Raw genomic sequence first — 15,133 nt, 5'->3', positions numbered from 1 at the left:
ATTGATGATTACTCTGTACGCAATGATTTCACAGGATTAGCTGTTGCCGCTTTAATAGCCTGAAAACTTACTGTGATTAACGTGATTATCAAAGCTCCAACACATGCAATTGCAAATACATCCCAACCAACTGTAGTGCGATAACTGAACTTTTGCAACCATTGTCCCATGACGTAATATGCCAATGGAGAAGCAATTAAAAGTGATATAACAACAAGTGTTATAAAGTCTTTTGAAAGCAATAACCATAATTGTCTTATAGATGCGCCTAATACTTTTCTAACACCTATTTCCTTTGTGCGCTGCTCTGCAACAAATGATGCTAATCCAAAAAGACCTAGACAGCTAATAAAAATTGCTAATGCAGTAAATACTCTGGCTAAACTAGCTATACGTTCTTCTGATCTAAATTTTTTTCCATACTCCTCATCAACAAACTGATAATCAAAAGGTGTATTAGGAAAGTTCTTTTTAAATACCCCTTCAATTAGCGCTAAGTTTTCACTTGTACTTTTTTCAGGATTTAATCTTAGGTTATAAAATGCAATATTGCCATACTTTTCAAAAACATACATGGCTTGTTTTACTGGGCTATACGGAGATTGTACAACCATATCGTCAATAACGCCAACAATTTGCATTGGTTCAAAAGGGTCTTCCACATCGGAATCTCTAATATATTTACCAATTGGATCTGTTATACCCATATATTTCACAGCAGTTTTATTCAGTATTACAGCATTAGAATCCGTAGCGAATTCTCTTGAAAAAGATCTTCCTTCAATAATTTTTAATCCTAATGTTTTCACAAAATCATAATTAACAGAAGTATGCGCTAAATCCTCCTGAAACCCAACTGGTTTACCTTCCCAAGTATAACCGCTACGATTAGACCAAACATTTGTGGTAGGGCTACTCATTGCTGTCATGCTTGTTGCACCACCTGAGGCTACAAATTGTGTACGCATTACCTCATGCTTACCAACAAATTCTGAGCTCATTACTGGGATTTGTATTAAACCTTCTTTATCGTATCCTACAGGCCTATCTTTACTAAACTGAATTTGATTCATTACTACAAGAGTTCCAATAATCAATGCTATAGACACTGTAAACTGAGTTACAACTAATATTTTTCGCGGTAATGAAGAATAACGACCAGCTTTAAAAGTTCCTTTTAAAACGGCTACTGGATTAAAAGATGACAGATACAATGCTGGATAGCTTCCTGCCAAAAATGAAGTTATAATTACAAACACTAATGACACTAACCAAAACTGAATGTTTGTCCAAGGAAATTCAATCGTTTTGCTTGCAAGGTTATTAAATCCATTTAAGAATAGTAATACGATTCCTAATGCAAATACAAATGACAGAAGGACAATTAAAAATGATTCGCTTAAAAATTGAAATATAAGTTGACTACGTTGTGAACCAATAGACTTTCTAATACCAACTTCTGTTGCGCGTTTCTCTGAGCGCGCAGTACTTAGATTTACAAAATTGATGCATGCTAACAATAATACAAATAGCCCAATAACACCAAATAGCCATACGTTTTCTATTCTTCCCCCAGTTTGAACTCCGTTTTCGAAATCTCCTCTTAAGTACCAATCTTTCATAGGAAATAAGAACATTTCTGGATTGAACTCAGCTTCACTAGGAGCACCTATTTTCTTAACGTCTCGTATCTTAGACGAAACTACCTCCATTGTTGTATTCTTATTGATTTGAACAAAACATTGAAAAGAGTTATTTCCCCAAGAATCTTTAGCATCTTCTAACCAAGGTTGCGTGGTAATATAATGCTTCCATGGCATGAGATATTCCATGTCTTTAAAGAAATTACTTTCTTTAATATCCTTGTAAACAGCAGTTACAATTAAATCATTTTCATTATTAACTTTTATTAGTTTTCCTAGTGCTTTTTCTGAACCAAATAATGACTTTGCTGAAGATTCTGAAAGCATAATTGAATTCTTTTCTTTGAGACCATCTCTTGCTCCTTCTACAATTTCTAAGTTTAGCATCTCCGGTGCACCTTCTTGCATTGCATTACCAGTTATATAAATATTAGTTTCCCCATATTTTAGATACCTAGGTTGTTCCCAAGATGACATGATGATATGCTTAAAATTATCACCATGGTCTTGTCTTAATGCAAACTCTAAAGGTCTAGGAATCGCAGGACCAGTATCAGTTTCACCATTATTCGTTTCATGCTGAAAAACAATAGCAATGGTATCCTTATCTTCAAAATGACTGTTATAATTCAATTCATCATATATCCACAAGCCAATTAGCATTGTCGCTGCCATTCCGATAGCTAAACCCGATATATTGATAAATGAATACACCTTATTTTTAAGAAGGTTTCTGAACGCTATTTTGAAATAATTTTTGAGCATGATTTCTAAGAATTACTGTTCGTTTTTTGATTGGCCTGCCTACCGGCAGGCAGGTTTGGTTTCAACACTTCAGTATATTTTGGTTGATTATGATTTATACTGAAGTGCTTTCCACCTGATTGGTTGATTGATTTTGATTAATGATTTATTTATGCCAAAATATTCTCTGTTACTTTTTGTCCATCTAACATTCTGATGATGCGGTGACTATATTTAGCATCGTGTTCACTATGCGTTACCATTATAATTGTTGTACCTGCTTCATTTAAGTCTATTAGTAAATCCATCACTTCATTACCATTAGTACTATCTAAGTTTCCTGTTGGCTCATCCGCTAAAATTAATTTTGGCTTATTTACTACTGCTCTTGCTACTGCCACACGTTGTTGTTGACCACCAGATAATTGCTGAGGAAAGTGATTACGACGATGCATTATTCCCATTTTTTCCAAAACTGCTTCGACCTGTTTTTTTCGTTCTGCTGGTTTAACACCTGTGTAGATTAATGGCAATTCTACGTTTTCAAAAACGGTAAGCTCGTCAATAAGGTTAAAGCTCTGAAAAACGAAACCAATATTGTGCTTGCGCAGTTCTGAACGCTTACGCTCATTATAACCAGCAACTTCTGTTCCGTTAAACATAAAGCTTCCTCCATCCGGATCATCCAATAAGCCCAATATGTTTAGTAAAGTAGACTTACCACATCCAGAAGGTCCCATAATTGCTACAAACTCACCTTCTTTAACTCCAAAAGATAATTTGTTAAGCGCGATAGTTTGAACTTCTTCAGTTTTATAAAATTTTTCTAAGTCCGTAATCTGTATCATTGTATTTATTTTTTAATTGATTGTCTTTTCTATTTTAAAATTAATTCTTCAACATCTCCGAAAGAATCATAACTCGATGTTACTACTTTATCGCCAGGATTTAAACCTTCAACAACTTCGTAATATTCTGTATTTTGGCTTCCTAGTCTAATATTTACTTTATAAGCTGTAGATCTATCTTCGCTCACTTTAAAAATCCAATTTCCACCGGTTTTTTGAAAGAATCCACCTTTAGCGACTAATAAAGCCTCTTTTTCTGCACTCAATGCTACTCTAATTTGAAGGTTTTGACCTCTTCTAATACCTTCTGGCACTTCCCCTTCAAACTTCATATCGACTTGAAAACGTCCATTGGTCACTTGTGTAAATACTTTCTTAATAACAAGTGTATAGGTTTTGTTATTGAGTGTAAATGTTCCTGTTTGTCCATTATAAATTCGAGAGATGTAATGCTCATCGATATCTACCCTTACTTTGTAACCACTTGTTACATCGACTTGTCCTAGTCTAGTTCCTTTGGTTATAGACTGACCTATTTCTGCATCTAATGATGTTAACTGACCATCTATTGGTGCACGCACCACTAAATCACCTACTTTTTTTCGCATTAATTCTAAAGCACTTTGTGTTCTGGCATAAGAACTTTTTGCTTGGTTTATTTCAAGTTTTGAAGAGATAGAATCCTCAGACAATACTTGTTCAGACAACTTCATTCGTTCTTTTTGATAATCAAAGTTGTTTTTAGAAGACTCATAATCCATTCTTCCAATCGCACCTTTTTCATATAAACGTTTGTTTAGCGTATACACACGTTCAGCTTCAATCAGACTATTTTCGACATCTGTAAATTGATTTTGTCTATTAATGGTATTCTGACGTGCAGCATTTTGAGAAATTTGCATCTGTGTTAGTAGGTTATAAACCGATGTTTCCTGGTTGACTAGACTTAATTCTAAATCCGTATTCGATAAACGAAGAATTGGCTCGCCTTTTTTCATGATCGCTCCATCTTCTACAAATTTTTCTTCTACACGTCCACCCTCTAAAGCATCCAAGTAAATTGTTGTGATTGGCAACACAATTCCGTTAACAGGAATATTTTCTTGAAATATATCGTTACTCACTGTATGAATTGAAATTCGCTCTTTTTGAACATTCAATTTAGATCCACCTGAAGTTTGCATAATTACATATACAATCAAAGCTATAATTGCTAATGCTCCGATTATGAGGCCTAATTTTTGATTTGAAAATTTCTTCTTCTGAATTGGTACGTCCATTTTTATTTTTTTATGACACTAAATATATAGTGAAGATGATGCCAAAATTATAACTATATGATTATCAAATATTTAATTTTTAATATTGAAATAAAAGTGTTCGATTTTGATACACTTTATGTTCGAAAATGCACACTTTTGCAAACTGAATTATTTTCTTTTTTCTAATCTTTTTAAGCTGAATATAAAATTGTATTATTGTATAGATGGTTTTAAAAAATGCGACAATATTAGTTATAGATGACGATGCAGATGTTCTCACTGCATTGCGACTTCTTCTTAAACCACTGGTTAAGGAAGTCGTTACTGAAAAGAATCCGAGTAATATTACTTCACAAATTGAGCGTGCGCATTATGATATTATCATTTTAGACATGAATTTTAATGGTTTGGTAAATACTGGTAATGAAGGTATTTTTTGGCTAAATAAAATTCAAAAGCAAAAACCAGAAACTTCGGTTATCTTAATGACTGCATATGCCGATATAGATTTAGCAATTAGAGGTTTAAAAGAAGGAGCTTCCGACTTTTTAATGAAGCCATGGAAGAATGAAAAGATTATTGAGACCATAACTACTATTCTTGGTAAGAAAAAATCTCAAGGATCTCAAAAAGAGAATCTCAACTCCAACAGTGTTGAAATTATTGGTGATAGTGAGGTAATGAATGATGTCTTTGTGAAACTAAAAAAAGTGGCACCTACCGATGCCAATGTTTTAGTGCTTGGTGAGAATGGTACAGGTAAAGATTTAATAGCAAGAGCACTACATGATAATTCTAATAGAAAAGATAAACCTTTTGTAAAAGTTGATGTAGGTGCATTAACATCATCACTTTTTGAAAGTGAATTATTCGGTTATAAAAAAGGAGCGTTTACAGATGCCAGAGAGGACAGAAAAGGAAGGTTTGAAGCTGCAAATGGAGGCACGTTATTCTTAGATGAAATTGGTAATATTAGTTTAGGTCAACAAGTAAGATTACTGACTGTGCTTCAAAATAGGCAGGTAACTCCTTTGGGTTCTAATGAATCTATTCCTATTGATATAAGATTAATCTGCGCAACTAATATCGACCCAAAAGTTTTGGCTGACGAAAAGAAATTCCGAAAAGATTTAATCTACAGAATCAATACGGTTGATATCATAGTACCACCGTTAAGAGATCGTGGCACAGATATAACCGAATTATCGCATCATTTTGTATCGCTTTACGCCGAAAAATATAATAAGAACTCTTTTTCTTTTGATTCTGGATTTATTTCAAAATTAAAGAAACACGATTTCCCAGGTAATGTAAGAGAGCTTCAATACGTTCTTGAGCGTGCAGTAATTATGACTGATGGATCCGTTCTAAAACCAGAAGGACCTAGTATTTTCTTCTATTGAACGATCAACTACAACTGCGAGTAATACTTCTACAAGCTTAAACTTAGATGATATTGAAAAAAATGCAATTCTCACCGTACTCGAGAAGAACAAAGGAAATGTATCGAAATCTGCTAAAGAATTAGGAATTACAAGAGCTGCTTTATATAGACGTCTAGAAAAGTATGAACTATAGAGCCTACATCTTTCAACTTTTTTTTAGAATACTGCTCATCGTTGCTGTGATCTTAGTTTTAGCATATACCGTTTATAAAGATCAAACAGCTTATTCAGTAATTGCTTCTATTGGATTACTTTATTTATTATTCAATACTTATAGTTTTGTTAAACGACGGTTTGTCGCGATGGATGATTTTTTCGAAGCTGTAAAATATAGAGATTTTTCAAGATGGTTTCCTGAAGATAGAGGTCCAAAAGATATTCGATTTTTATATACAGGCTTCAACGAAATTAATAGAACCATAAAGGAAATTAATTCTCAAAATCAAGCGCAATATGTCTATTTACAAAAGATTTTGGAAATGGTGGATATTGGAATTATAGCCTATAATCTTGAAAATGGAGATGTTTTATGGACTAATGATTCGTTTGGAGAGATATTAGATATGCCTTCATTTAAAAACATTCGTTTTGTTGAAAACAGAAAGCCAGAATTGTTCAATACTATTTTTGAAACTTACCATAGAGAACCTAATTCTATTTCTATCGCATTACAAAATGAAAGTATAAAAATATTAATTTCTGATACCGTTTTTCAGGTTGATGAAGATGCTTTTAAACTCATTGTAATTCAAGATATTGATAACACACTAAATAAAAATGAATCTGAATCTTGGAAAAAGTTATTAAGTGTAATGACACATGAGATTATGAATTCCATTGCGCCAATTTCATCCTTAGCAGATACACTTCAAACTAATTTACAATTAGCAATTGAACAACCAAAAGAAAACACACTTGAATTAGATGATATCAATGCAGGTATAAAAACCATTAAAAAACGTAGTGAAGGTCTACTAAAATTTGCTAAGACCTATCGTAGTCTAAGTAAAGTGACCAACCTTAATTTACAACGTGTGAAAGTTTCTGAGTTGTTCAATAATATTCAGTTACTTATGGAGCCATCTATAAAAGCAAAAAATATAGATATAGAATTCAATATTTCTAGCTCAAAATTAGAATTAGACATTGATACACACCTCATAGAACAAGTACTGATTAATTTGATTCTTAACGCTGTTGATGCGGTCAAAGAGAAAGATAATGCAGAAATTAAAGTATTAGCATCACAAAACACAAATAGAGATATTGTCATTAAAGTTTATGATAATGGTTCTGGAATTCCACAGGATATCTTAGAAAATATCTTTGTTCCTTTTTTTACTAGTAAAGCCACTGGAAGCGGTATTGGCTTAAGCTTATGTAAACAGATTATGTTATTACATAAAGGACGAATCCTTGTAAAGAGTGTTGAAGGAGAGGGGTCTGTTTTTAGCTTAGTGTTTTAATATATAAATCAATTTATGGAGAAAACAGTTTCAGAAGCCATAGGCTACAGACGCTCAACTAGAGTATATAAAGACGAACCCATTGATTCAGAAAAAGTAAAACAATGTTTGGTCAACGCTTCGTTAGCACCCACAAGCAGCAACCTTCAGCTTTGGGAGTTTTATCATGTAACTGATAAAGGCAAATTAAAGCAATTAGCAGAAGCATGCTTTAACCAAAGTGCTGCAAAAACTTCACAGCAATTAGTAGTAGTTGTTGTCCGTAAAGATTTATGGCGAAAACGTGCTAAAGCCAATATTGCTTTTCTAAACAAAGTTTATGACAAAGATGATTTAAGCGAGCGTGATTTGAAACGTAAAAAGATGGCAACTAATTATTATGGTAAGCTAATACCAACTATCTATACAGATTTCTTGGGGATTTTAGGTTATATAAAGTTTTTTGTGTTTCAAATTGTAGGCTTATTTAAACCCATTTATAGACAAACGCGCCAGAGTGATATGCGCATTGTTGCTCATAAAAGTGCTGGTTTAGCTGCACAAAACTTTATGATTAGTATGGCCGCTATTGGTTATGATACTTGTCCTATGGAAGGTAGCGATACACTTAGAGTTAAGAATATACTTAACTTACCAAGAGGCGCAGAAATTAATATGGTTATTGGTTGTGGTATACGCGAAGACGTTGGTATTTATGGCCCAAGGTTTAGACTTCCTTTTGAAGACGTTTATTATAAAATTTAATTACTTCTTAAAATTCTCTAAGCCGGTTTTTAGCCATTGGTAATATTCATTTTCATTAGGAGTGTTTCCTTTTGGACTATTTAAAAGTCCCATTTGGTGATTTAGTAAAGCATAATATGGCTGAGAATTATTCTGGAAATTAATCGTTTGCAAAGTCCCCCATTTATCACCAATGGTCTCAATATCTTTTACAGTTCCGTTTGTTCTTAAATATTGAAACTGTTCTTCGTTAGGCAACTCTTTTCTATCATCTACATAAAGCGAAATAATAACATAACTTTCTTGTAAGATATCATACACTTCTGAAGTACTCCATACCTGTTCTTCCATCTTCCTACAATTAACACAAGCCCAACCTGTGAAATCTAATAAAATTGGCTTATTTTCTACTTTAGCAGCAGCTACACCTTCTTCTAAGTCTTTATAACAATTAAGGTCTAAAGGACATTCTGAAGCTTTATCATATAAACTATAAAACATTGGAGGTGGAAATCCACTCAACAACTTTAAGTTTGCCCATTTAGTGTTTGTTAATCCTGGGATTAAGTAGATTATAAATGCAATGACTAAAATACCAGTGGTAATTCTTCCTCTACTCAATTTTTGAAGTGGACTATCATGTGGGAATTTAATTTTCCCAAACAGATATAAGGCTAATCCTATAGCAATTATAATCCATATACCAATAAAGACTTCACGTTTTAAAATTCCCCAATGCTCAACTAAATCTGCATTGGACAAGAATTTAAGTGCTAAAGCTAATTCGATAAACCCTAAAACAACTTTTACTGTATTTAACCAGCCACCTGACTTCGGTAATGAGTTTAACCACTTTGGGAACATTGCGAACAAGGTAAATGGCAGTGCCAAGGCTAAACCAAAACCTCCCATGCCCATACTAAGTTGCATAGCACTTGCATCTGAAGCCATAGTACTACCTAATAAACCACCCAAAATTGGACCAGTACAAGAAAAGGATACAATTGCTAAAGTTAATGCCATAAAGAAAATGCCCATAAAGCCTCCAATTTTGTTAGCCTTACTGTCCATTGCTGCGCTCCATGATTGTGGTAAGGTCAATTCGAAATAGCCAAAAAAGGAAAATGAAAAGACAACAAAAATGATAAAAAATACAATGTTTAGTATAACATTTGTAGATATGGTATTAAGAATTCCAGAGTCTAAGGAATCCATAACATGAAAAGGAATACTTAAGATTACGTAGATTAAAAAGATAAAAAGTCCATACAAGATGGAGTTAAATAGTCCTTTTTTGGAATCTCCAGAACTTTTTGTGAAAAACGAGACCGTTAGCGGAATCATTGGAAAAACACAGGGTGTTAACAAGGCAATGAGTCCACCTAAAAATCCGAGAAAAAATATCGCAAAGTAACTCTTACCTTCTACATTTTGCTTCTCATATTTGTCCCAACCTGTAATATTAAGATTAAGCTCCTCAGCTAATTGTTTACTTCTCTCGTTTATAAATACTTCTTTCTGTTTAACAACCGAACCATCTAGTGATAAATTAAACACTTTATCTAGCATAATACATTTTGCATCATCACAGGCTTGGTAATTTATACTAACTTCAAGAGCACTTAAATCTGATTTAATTAACTCTATACGTTGACTAAACTCAGCTTTATCACTAAATTTTTTAAGATCTAATTCAAAGACTTTGTCAAATTTTGACTTCACACTAGGCTCAAGTGTTTTACCAATTAACTTATAATTACCATCCTGATTTTTATACTCAAAATAAGTAGGTAAAGGTCCCAGACCATCAGGTTCTTCTTGCGAATACATATACCAACCATCATCAATAGTAGCCGAGAAAACAAGATTAAATTCGGTTTCTGAAATTTTCTCAACAGAAGATTCCCATTTTACCGGTTCTAATTCCTGAGCGTACAAATTGAATGAAAAACAAATTGCCAAAAGGCAAAGTAGGAGTACTTTTTTTGAGCTCATATACACAATGTTAAAACACAAATGTAAGAGATGTGTTTTTATTAATGGTTAACAGTCGTATAATTTATAAAAACCTTAGGAATTAAGATTATTTTATTTTAGGTATAAAAAAAACCGAACTAGAAGTTCGGTTGATATAACTTAAGATTTTACTTCAATCTTTATTTTATCGGAATGCTTCCATTTAGAAATTCCTCCATCTAAATCGTATATTTTTTCAAAACCGGCATCTTTTAATTTCTTAGCGCATTTGGCACTTCTTCTTCCAGACTTGCAATATAAAATTACTGGTTTATTTTTATCTAGTTTTGTGATGTCTTCATCAAAAGTTGGTGATTGAAAATCTATGTTTTGCGATTCAGCAATACGAACTTCTTCATATTCATTTGGAGTTCTAACATCAATTAATTGTACATCCTCTAACTCCAATATAGATTGCATCTCCTCAGCGGTAACTAACTTTACTTCTGCATTATCAATTTTGCTGTCTATGCAACTTGTAGCAAAACCAATAGCTACTATTAGACATAAGACTATATTTAATTTTTTCATGATTACTGCTAATTTGAGTGAGACACTTCTCCTTCCCACTGATTAAAGCCACCTTCTAAATTAAAGGCACTATCAAAACCTAATTGGTTCATTATTGCACAAGCCTGTCCGCTTCGGTTTCCAGATCTGCAATACACATAATAGTGCTTAGTTTTATCTAATTTTTCAATTTCTTCGATAAAACCTTGACCTCTATAAATATCTATATGAATTGAATTAGGAATAATTCCCTCATCTACTTCATCTTGTGTTCTAACATCTAAAACAACTGAATTATTGTCTTCTTCCAACTGTTTTTTCCAATCATTTTGCGATAAGTCCGCCATAATTATAATTTTTACTCTCGCAAAATTAACATTTCCTTATGATATAGACGTAAAAAAATCCGAAGTGTTACACTCCGGATTAAATTTTAACAGAAATACTGTAAAACAGTAATAACTAAACTATACCTTAATAGAACAACCTATAGCTCTAGTCTCTTTTACCTTTACCTCTTGTTTACCTAATAAGGCATCAACAGCATCTTCAGCATAAGTTTCAGTAACTGCAGCAGCATCTTTGTAGTTATCATCAATTGCCCCTATATACTTTACAACATTTCCTTTTTTTGTTTTTTCAAGAATATATACATGTGGTGTTTTGGTTGCACCATATTGCGGATAGATTTTCTGTCCCTTATCCATTAAGTACGGAAATGTAAAGCCTTTTGCTTTTGCTCTGGTTTTCATCGCCTCCATATTATCACCAGGTTTAACATCAGTATTGTTAGGCATAATTGCAATAACAGGATAGCCTTTACCTTCATATTTTTTATTTAAGGCCTCAATTCTATCTTCATACGCAACTGCATAAGGACAAGTATTACAAGTAAATATTACTATAAAACCTTTTGCATCTTTATAATCTGCTAAAGATACCTTATTCCCATCTATGTTTTCTAAACTAAAGTCGGTAGCAATATCACCTACTTTGTAGCCTTCACCATCAGTATTAATTGTAAAAGCAGATAATGTAAGTGCTAACACTATAACTGCAAGTAATTTTAAGTTTTTCATGATTTTAAATTTTTAGAATTGTTTCGTTTATGTAAATTAACTTTTCGGCACTTTAAAATTGGGAGTTGCCAAATGCCCATTATAGGCTTAAAAATTGTTTCAGTTCAGATTCTAATTCTTCTTTTGTAAACGACTTTTCATAGAATTGACGTTTCTCACCGCTATATATAATAGTTGCTGGTAATGCACCAGACCAATCTTCACTTACCATAGGTAACCATCTATTCATATTTGTATCATCAAGCGCTACAACTTTAGATTGGATATTCTGAGTTTTCATAAATGGTTTCAACTTTTTATCATAGTCCCTAGGAAAATCTAAACTAACTAATAAGACCTCAACATTTTTATCTTTATAATTTTGGTGTATAGCTTCAAAATAAGGTAACTCTTTTACACAAGGTGCACACCATGTTGCCCAAAAATTAACTACATGAATCTTGTCGTCCTTTATATTTATAAGTGGTTCTATACCATCGTAATCATAAATATCTAGATCTATATCAGATATATCGACGACCTCTGCAGTGGTTTCTAACACATCCTTAGACTCATTAAGTTCAGAACCTGATGTATCATTTTTACATGATAAAATTGAAAATAAAAGTATAAATAACATTGGTTTCATGTTATAAAGTTATTAATCAATTTGCACCACTGTAAATAATTAACAAAAAATTAATTTAAACATCTATTTCAAAACTTCATTAAATCACTAATCATAGATTAAGGATGTTCTATCTTACATTAAATAAAAATAAATATTTAAAGATAAATTGTTTGAAAAAGCGAATTATCATCTCTATATTTGACATTCAAATGAAAACAATAACAAATCATACTTGGTGGTGGAATTTCTCAAACGCATGTTCGTGAAATAACCCTTGGTATGTAAAACATATAAAAAAAGGCTTGTCATTCACGACAGGCCTTTTTTTAATTTAAACGAGATACTGAAACAAGTTCAGCATAAAGATGAAAACATATAGTCTATACACACATTACAAAAAGATATTGGCAGATACCATTACTCCTGTTAGCATTTATCTAAAAATTAGAGATAAGTTTCCTAATAGTATTTTATTAGAGAGTAGTGATTATCATGCCAATGACAATAGCTTTTCTTACATCTGCTGTAATCCAATTGCCTCAATAAAAGTTGAAGGTGGAACTATTTCGCAAACGTATCCAGATGGAAGTTCTAAATCTAATTTTATAGATAACGATGGTGTTGTTGATGAAATTCACAAATTCACACAGCGTTTTAAAGTCGATTCGAATGATACATTTAAGTTTATAAACAATGGTATTTTTGGTTATACAGCTTACGATGCAGTAAAATACTTTGAGGATATTGAAATTTCGGAAAAAGAGAATTCTTTAAAAATCCCTGAGATATATTACGCAGTTTATCAAAATATTATTGCCATAAATCATTTTAAAAATGAAGCTTATATTTTTGCACATTGTTTCGATACTGAAAATAATATTGATGAGATTTTACAGTTAATTCAGACCAGACAGTATGCTTCTTACGATTTTAATCCAAAAGGAGAAATTGAGTCTAACCTTACTGATAATGAATACAAACAACATGTTGAGTTGGCAAAAAAACATTGTGCAAGAGGTGATGTATTTCAACTTGTATTATCAAAACAGTTTTCTCAAGAATTTAGTGGTGATGAATTCAATGTATATAGAGCATTGCGAAGTATAAACCCTTCTCCATACCTATTCTACTTTGATTATGGGAATTTTAAAATATTCGGAAGCTCACCAGAAGCGCAACTTATTGTTAGTGATAGCAAAGCTGAAATTCATCCCATTGCTGGCACTTTTAAACGGTCTGGAAACGACTTAAAGGATGCCCAAATAGCAGAGAAATTAATAGCGGATGAAAAAGAAAATAGTGAACATGTGATGCTAGTCGATTTAGCACGAAATGACCTCAGCAGACACGGAAGTAACGTTACGGTAGAAAATTATAGAGAAGTTCAGTTCTTTTCTCATGTTATTCATATAGTCAGTAAGGTTACAGGGACTGTACATAAAGATACAGACACTATGCAAGTGGTTGCAGACACATTTCCTGCAGGAACTTTGAGCGGAGCGCCAAAACATATGGCCATGCAACTTATTGAAAAATATGAAAAAACAAGTCGAGGCTATTATGGAGGAGCCATTGGTTTTATGGATTTTGAAGGTAATTTTAATCATGCCATAATGATTAGAACATTCTTAAGTAAAAATCATAAATTATTCTGGCAAGCTGGTGCAGGATTAGTAGCTAAATCTAATCCAGAAAGTGAATTACAAGAAGTATATAATAAGCTTGGAGCTTTAACAAAAGCTATTGAGCAGGCGAAGGATATATGAGTAAGCAGTAAGCAAATAAAAATATGTTAGGGTTTAAAACAAAAGTAAAAAAATATGAAAGTCCCAAATTTCGACAAAGTCGGAATCATCAAAATTCAGAAATAATTAACGAAAGAACGAAGATGCGAGGCGCAGCCTCAAGCACGAAGTTCTGAAAGTGAATGTTGCTTTAGCAATTTCCTAATTTTGATTGTGATTTTTTGGTTCGTTTATTCGCGGATGTTTATTTTGTGGAGCTCATGATGTGCTTCGCAGTTTGCATCAAGGCAAAATGAACAGAAATAAAAAAAATTTAATTAATTAAGATTCCGGCTAACGCGGAATTAGATACTGAAACAAGTTCAGCATAAAATGAAAAAAGTATTAGTAATAGATAATTACGACAGTTTCACCTATAACCTTGTCCACTATTTAGAGGATTTAGATCGTAATGTAACAGTAAAACGAAATGACAAACTAACTATCGAGGAAGTGGATAGCTTTGATAAGATCGTTTTATCACCTGGTCCAGGAATTCCTGATGAAGCTGGTTTATTAAAAGAAATAATAGCGACCTATGCTCCTACTAAAAGTATTTTAGGTGTGTGTTTAGGACAACAAGCCATTGGAGAAGTCTTTGGAGGTACTCTAGAGAATTTAGATACGGTTTACCATGGTGTAGCCACAAACGTTACACTTTCTGTTGATGATGAAAATCTTTTTAACGGACTTGGTAAAACTTTTGAAGTTGGCCGTTACCACTCTTGGGTGGTAAATACAGACTTACCAGATAGTTTGGAAGCAACATCTTATGACGAAAACGGGCAAATTATGTCGCTAAGACATAGAATTTACGATGTGAAAGGGGTACAATATCATCCTGAATCAGTATTAACACCAAATGGAAAAACGATTTTAGAAAATTGGTTGAATAATTAAAACGTCACTTCGAGTGATTTTTGAAGCATGAAAAAATTGTATCGAGAAGCATTAGGTCTCGATACAAAATTCTAAAAAAGAATTTCACTCGACCTGACGAAGC

12 protein-coding genes and 1 pseudogene are annotated in these 15,133 nt (G+C 32.8%); 5 read left to right on the top strand and 8 right to left on the bottom strand.

The features are described 5' to 3' along the window. Positions 1-8: 8 nt before the first annotated feature. From SJY34_RS15840 to SJY34_RS15830, 3 genes are all read right to left on the bottom strand, one after another. Complete coding sequence (locus SJY34_RS15840; protein WP_400077329.1) at positions 9-2,408, bottom strand: ABC transporter permease; 2,400 nt, start codon at positions 2,406-2,408, stop codon at positions 9-11. Between the two features lie 149 nt (positions 2,409-2,557). Further along, the gene (locus SJY34_RS15835) at positions 2,558-3,235 is read right to left on the bottom strand and encodes an ABC transporter ATP-binding protein (protein ID WP_400077327.1); all 678 of its coding nucleotides are present in this window, start codon (positions 3,233-3,235) and stop codon (positions 2,558-2,560) included. A 29-nt stretch (positions 3,236-3,264) separates the two neighbouring features. After that, the gene (locus SJY34_RS15830) at positions 3,265-4,515 is read right to left on the bottom strand and encodes an efflux RND transporter periplasmic adaptor subunit (RefSeq protein WP_400077326.1); all 1,251 of its coding nucleotides are present in this window, start codon (positions 4,513-4,515) and stop codon (positions 3,265-3,267) included. 206 nt (positions 4,516-4,721) lie between these two features. On the opposite strand from SJY34_RS15830, the pseudogene SJY34_RS15825 reads away from it, so the two are divergent. From SJY34_RS15825 to SJY34_RS15815, 3 genes and pseudogenes are all read left to right on the top strand, one after another. Next, positions 4,722-6,075, top strand: a pseudogene (locus SJY34_RS15825) (sigma-54-dependent transcriptional regulator). Beyond that, on the top strand, positions 6,065-7,408 hold the full coding sequence (locus tag SJY34_RS15820) for a sensor histidine kinase (protein WP_400077324.1): 1,344 nt from the start codon (positions 6,065-6,067) through the stop codon (positions 7,406-7,408). The pseudogene SJY34_RS15825 and the gene SJY34_RS15820 overlap by 11 nt, the downstream one beginning before the upstream one ends. 15 nt (positions 7,409-7,423) lie before the next feature. Further along, complete coding sequence (locus SJY34_RS15815; RefSeq protein ID WP_400077323.1) at positions 7,424-8,152, top strand: nitroreductase family protein; 729 nt, start codon at positions 7,424-7,426, stop codon at positions 8,150-8,152. Here the strand turns inward: SJY34_RS15815 and SJY34_RS15810 are convergent, their stop codons facing one another. The 5 genes from SJY34_RS15810 to SJY34_RS15790 form a co-directional block, all read right to left on the bottom strand. Then, the gene (locus SJY34_RS15810) at positions 8,153-10,126 is read right to left on the bottom strand and encodes a cytochrome c biogenesis protein CcdA (RefSeq protein WP_400077321.1); all 1,974 of its coding nucleotides are present in this window, start codon (positions 10,124-10,126) and stop codon (positions 8,153-8,155) included. 141 nt (positions 10,127-10,267) lie between these two features. Next, positions 10,268-10,678, bottom strand: a complete 411-nt coding sequence (locus SJY34_RS15805) for a rhodanese-like domain-containing protein (RefSeq protein WP_400077319.1) — start codon at positions 10,676-10,678, stop codon at positions 10,268-10,270. Positions 10,679-10,686: 8 nt separating this feature from the next. Beyond that, the gene (locus SJY34_RS15800) at positions 10,687-11,004 is read right to left on the bottom strand and encodes a rhodanese-like domain-containing protein (RefSeq protein ID WP_400077317.1); all 318 of its coding nucleotides are present in this window, start codon (positions 11,002-11,004) and stop codon (positions 10,687-10,689) included. Positions 11,005-11,124: 120 nt separating this feature from the next. Further along, positions 11,125-11,736 carry a thioredoxin family protein gene (locus SJY34_RS15795; RefSeq protein WP_400077315.1) on the bottom strand — a complete coding sequence of 204 codons (612 nt, stop codon included), beginning with the start codon at positions 11,734-11,736 and terminating at the stop codon, positions 11,125-11,127. Between the two features lie 79 nt (positions 11,737-11,815). Next, a complete protein-coding gene (locus SJY34_RS15790) occupies positions 11,816-12,364 on the bottom strand; it encodes a redoxin domain-containing protein (RefSeq protein ID WP_400077313.1) in 549 nt (182 codons plus the stop codon). Between the two features lie 347 nt (positions 12,365-12,711). On the opposite strand from SJY34_RS15790, the gene SJY34_RS15785 reads away from it, so the two are divergent. Next, positions 12,712-14,112 carry an anthranilate synthase component I family protein gene (locus SJY34_RS15785; protein ID WP_400077311.1) on the top strand — a complete coding sequence of 467 codons (1,401 nt, stop codon included), beginning with the start codon at positions 12,712-12,714 and terminating at the stop codon, positions 14,110-14,112. Positions 14,113-14,463: 351 nt separating this feature from the next. Then, entirely contained in the window at positions 14,464-15,030 is a 567-nt protein-coding gene (locus SJY34_RS15780) for an anthranilate synthase component II (protein ID WP_400077309.1), read from the top strand. Positions 15,031-15,133: the final 103 nt, after the last annotated feature.

Origin of the sequence: Winogradskyella sp. R77965, from assembly GCF_044594915.1 — a bacterium.
GTDB lineage: Bacteria > Bacteroidota > Bacteroidia > Flavobacteriales > Flavobacteriaceae > Winogradskyella.
This window is presented reverse-complemented; position numbering and strand designations above follow the sequence as displayed.

Coding starts and splice junctions, on each gene's coding strand:
- SJY34_RS15780 (WP_400077309.1), top strand. CDS start 14,464: ATGAAAAAAGTATTAGTAATAGATAATTACGACAGTTTCACCTATAAC.
- SJY34_RS15835 (WP_400077327.1), bottom strand. CDS start 3,235: ATGATACAGATTACGGACTTAGAAAAATTTTATAAAACTGAAGAAGTT.
- SJY34_RS15820 (WP_400077324.1), top strand. CDS start 6,065: ATGAACTATAGAGCCTACATCTTTCAACTTTTTTTTAGAATACTGCTC.
- SJY34_RS15790 (WP_400077313.1), bottom strand. CDS start 12,364: ATGAAACCAATGTTATTTATACTTTTATTTTCAATTTTATCATGTAAA.
- SJY34_RS15810 (WP_400077321.1), bottom strand. CDS start 10,126: ATGAGCTCAAAAAAAGTACTCCTACTTTGCCTTTTGGCAATTTGTTTT.
- SJY34_RS15815 (WP_400077323.1), top strand. CDS start 7,424: ATGGAGAAAACAGTTTCAGAAGCCATAGGCTACAGACGCTCAACTAGA.
- SJY34_RS15795 (WP_400077315.1), bottom strand. CDS start 11,736: ATGAAAAACTTAAAATTACTTGCAGTTATAGTGTTAGCACTTACATTA.
- SJY34_RS15840 (WP_400077329.1), bottom strand. CDS start 2,408: ATGCTCAAAAATTATTTCAAAATAGCGTTCAGAAACCTTCTTAAAAAT.
- SJY34_RS15805 (WP_400077319.1), bottom strand. CDS start 10,678: ATGAAAAAATTAAATATAGTCTTATGTCTAATAGTAGCTATTGGTTTT.
- SJY34_RS15800 (WP_400077317.1), bottom strand. CDS start 11,004: ATGGCGGACTTATCGCAAAATGATTGGAAAAAACAGTTGGAAGAAGAC.
- SJY34_RS15785 (WP_400077311.1), top strand. CDS start 12,712: ATGAAAACATATAGTCTATACACACATTACAAAAAGATATTGGCAGAT.
- SJY34_RS15830 (WP_400077326.1), bottom strand. CDS start 4,515: ATGGACGTACCAATTCAGAAGAAGAAATTTTCAAATCAAAAATTAGGC.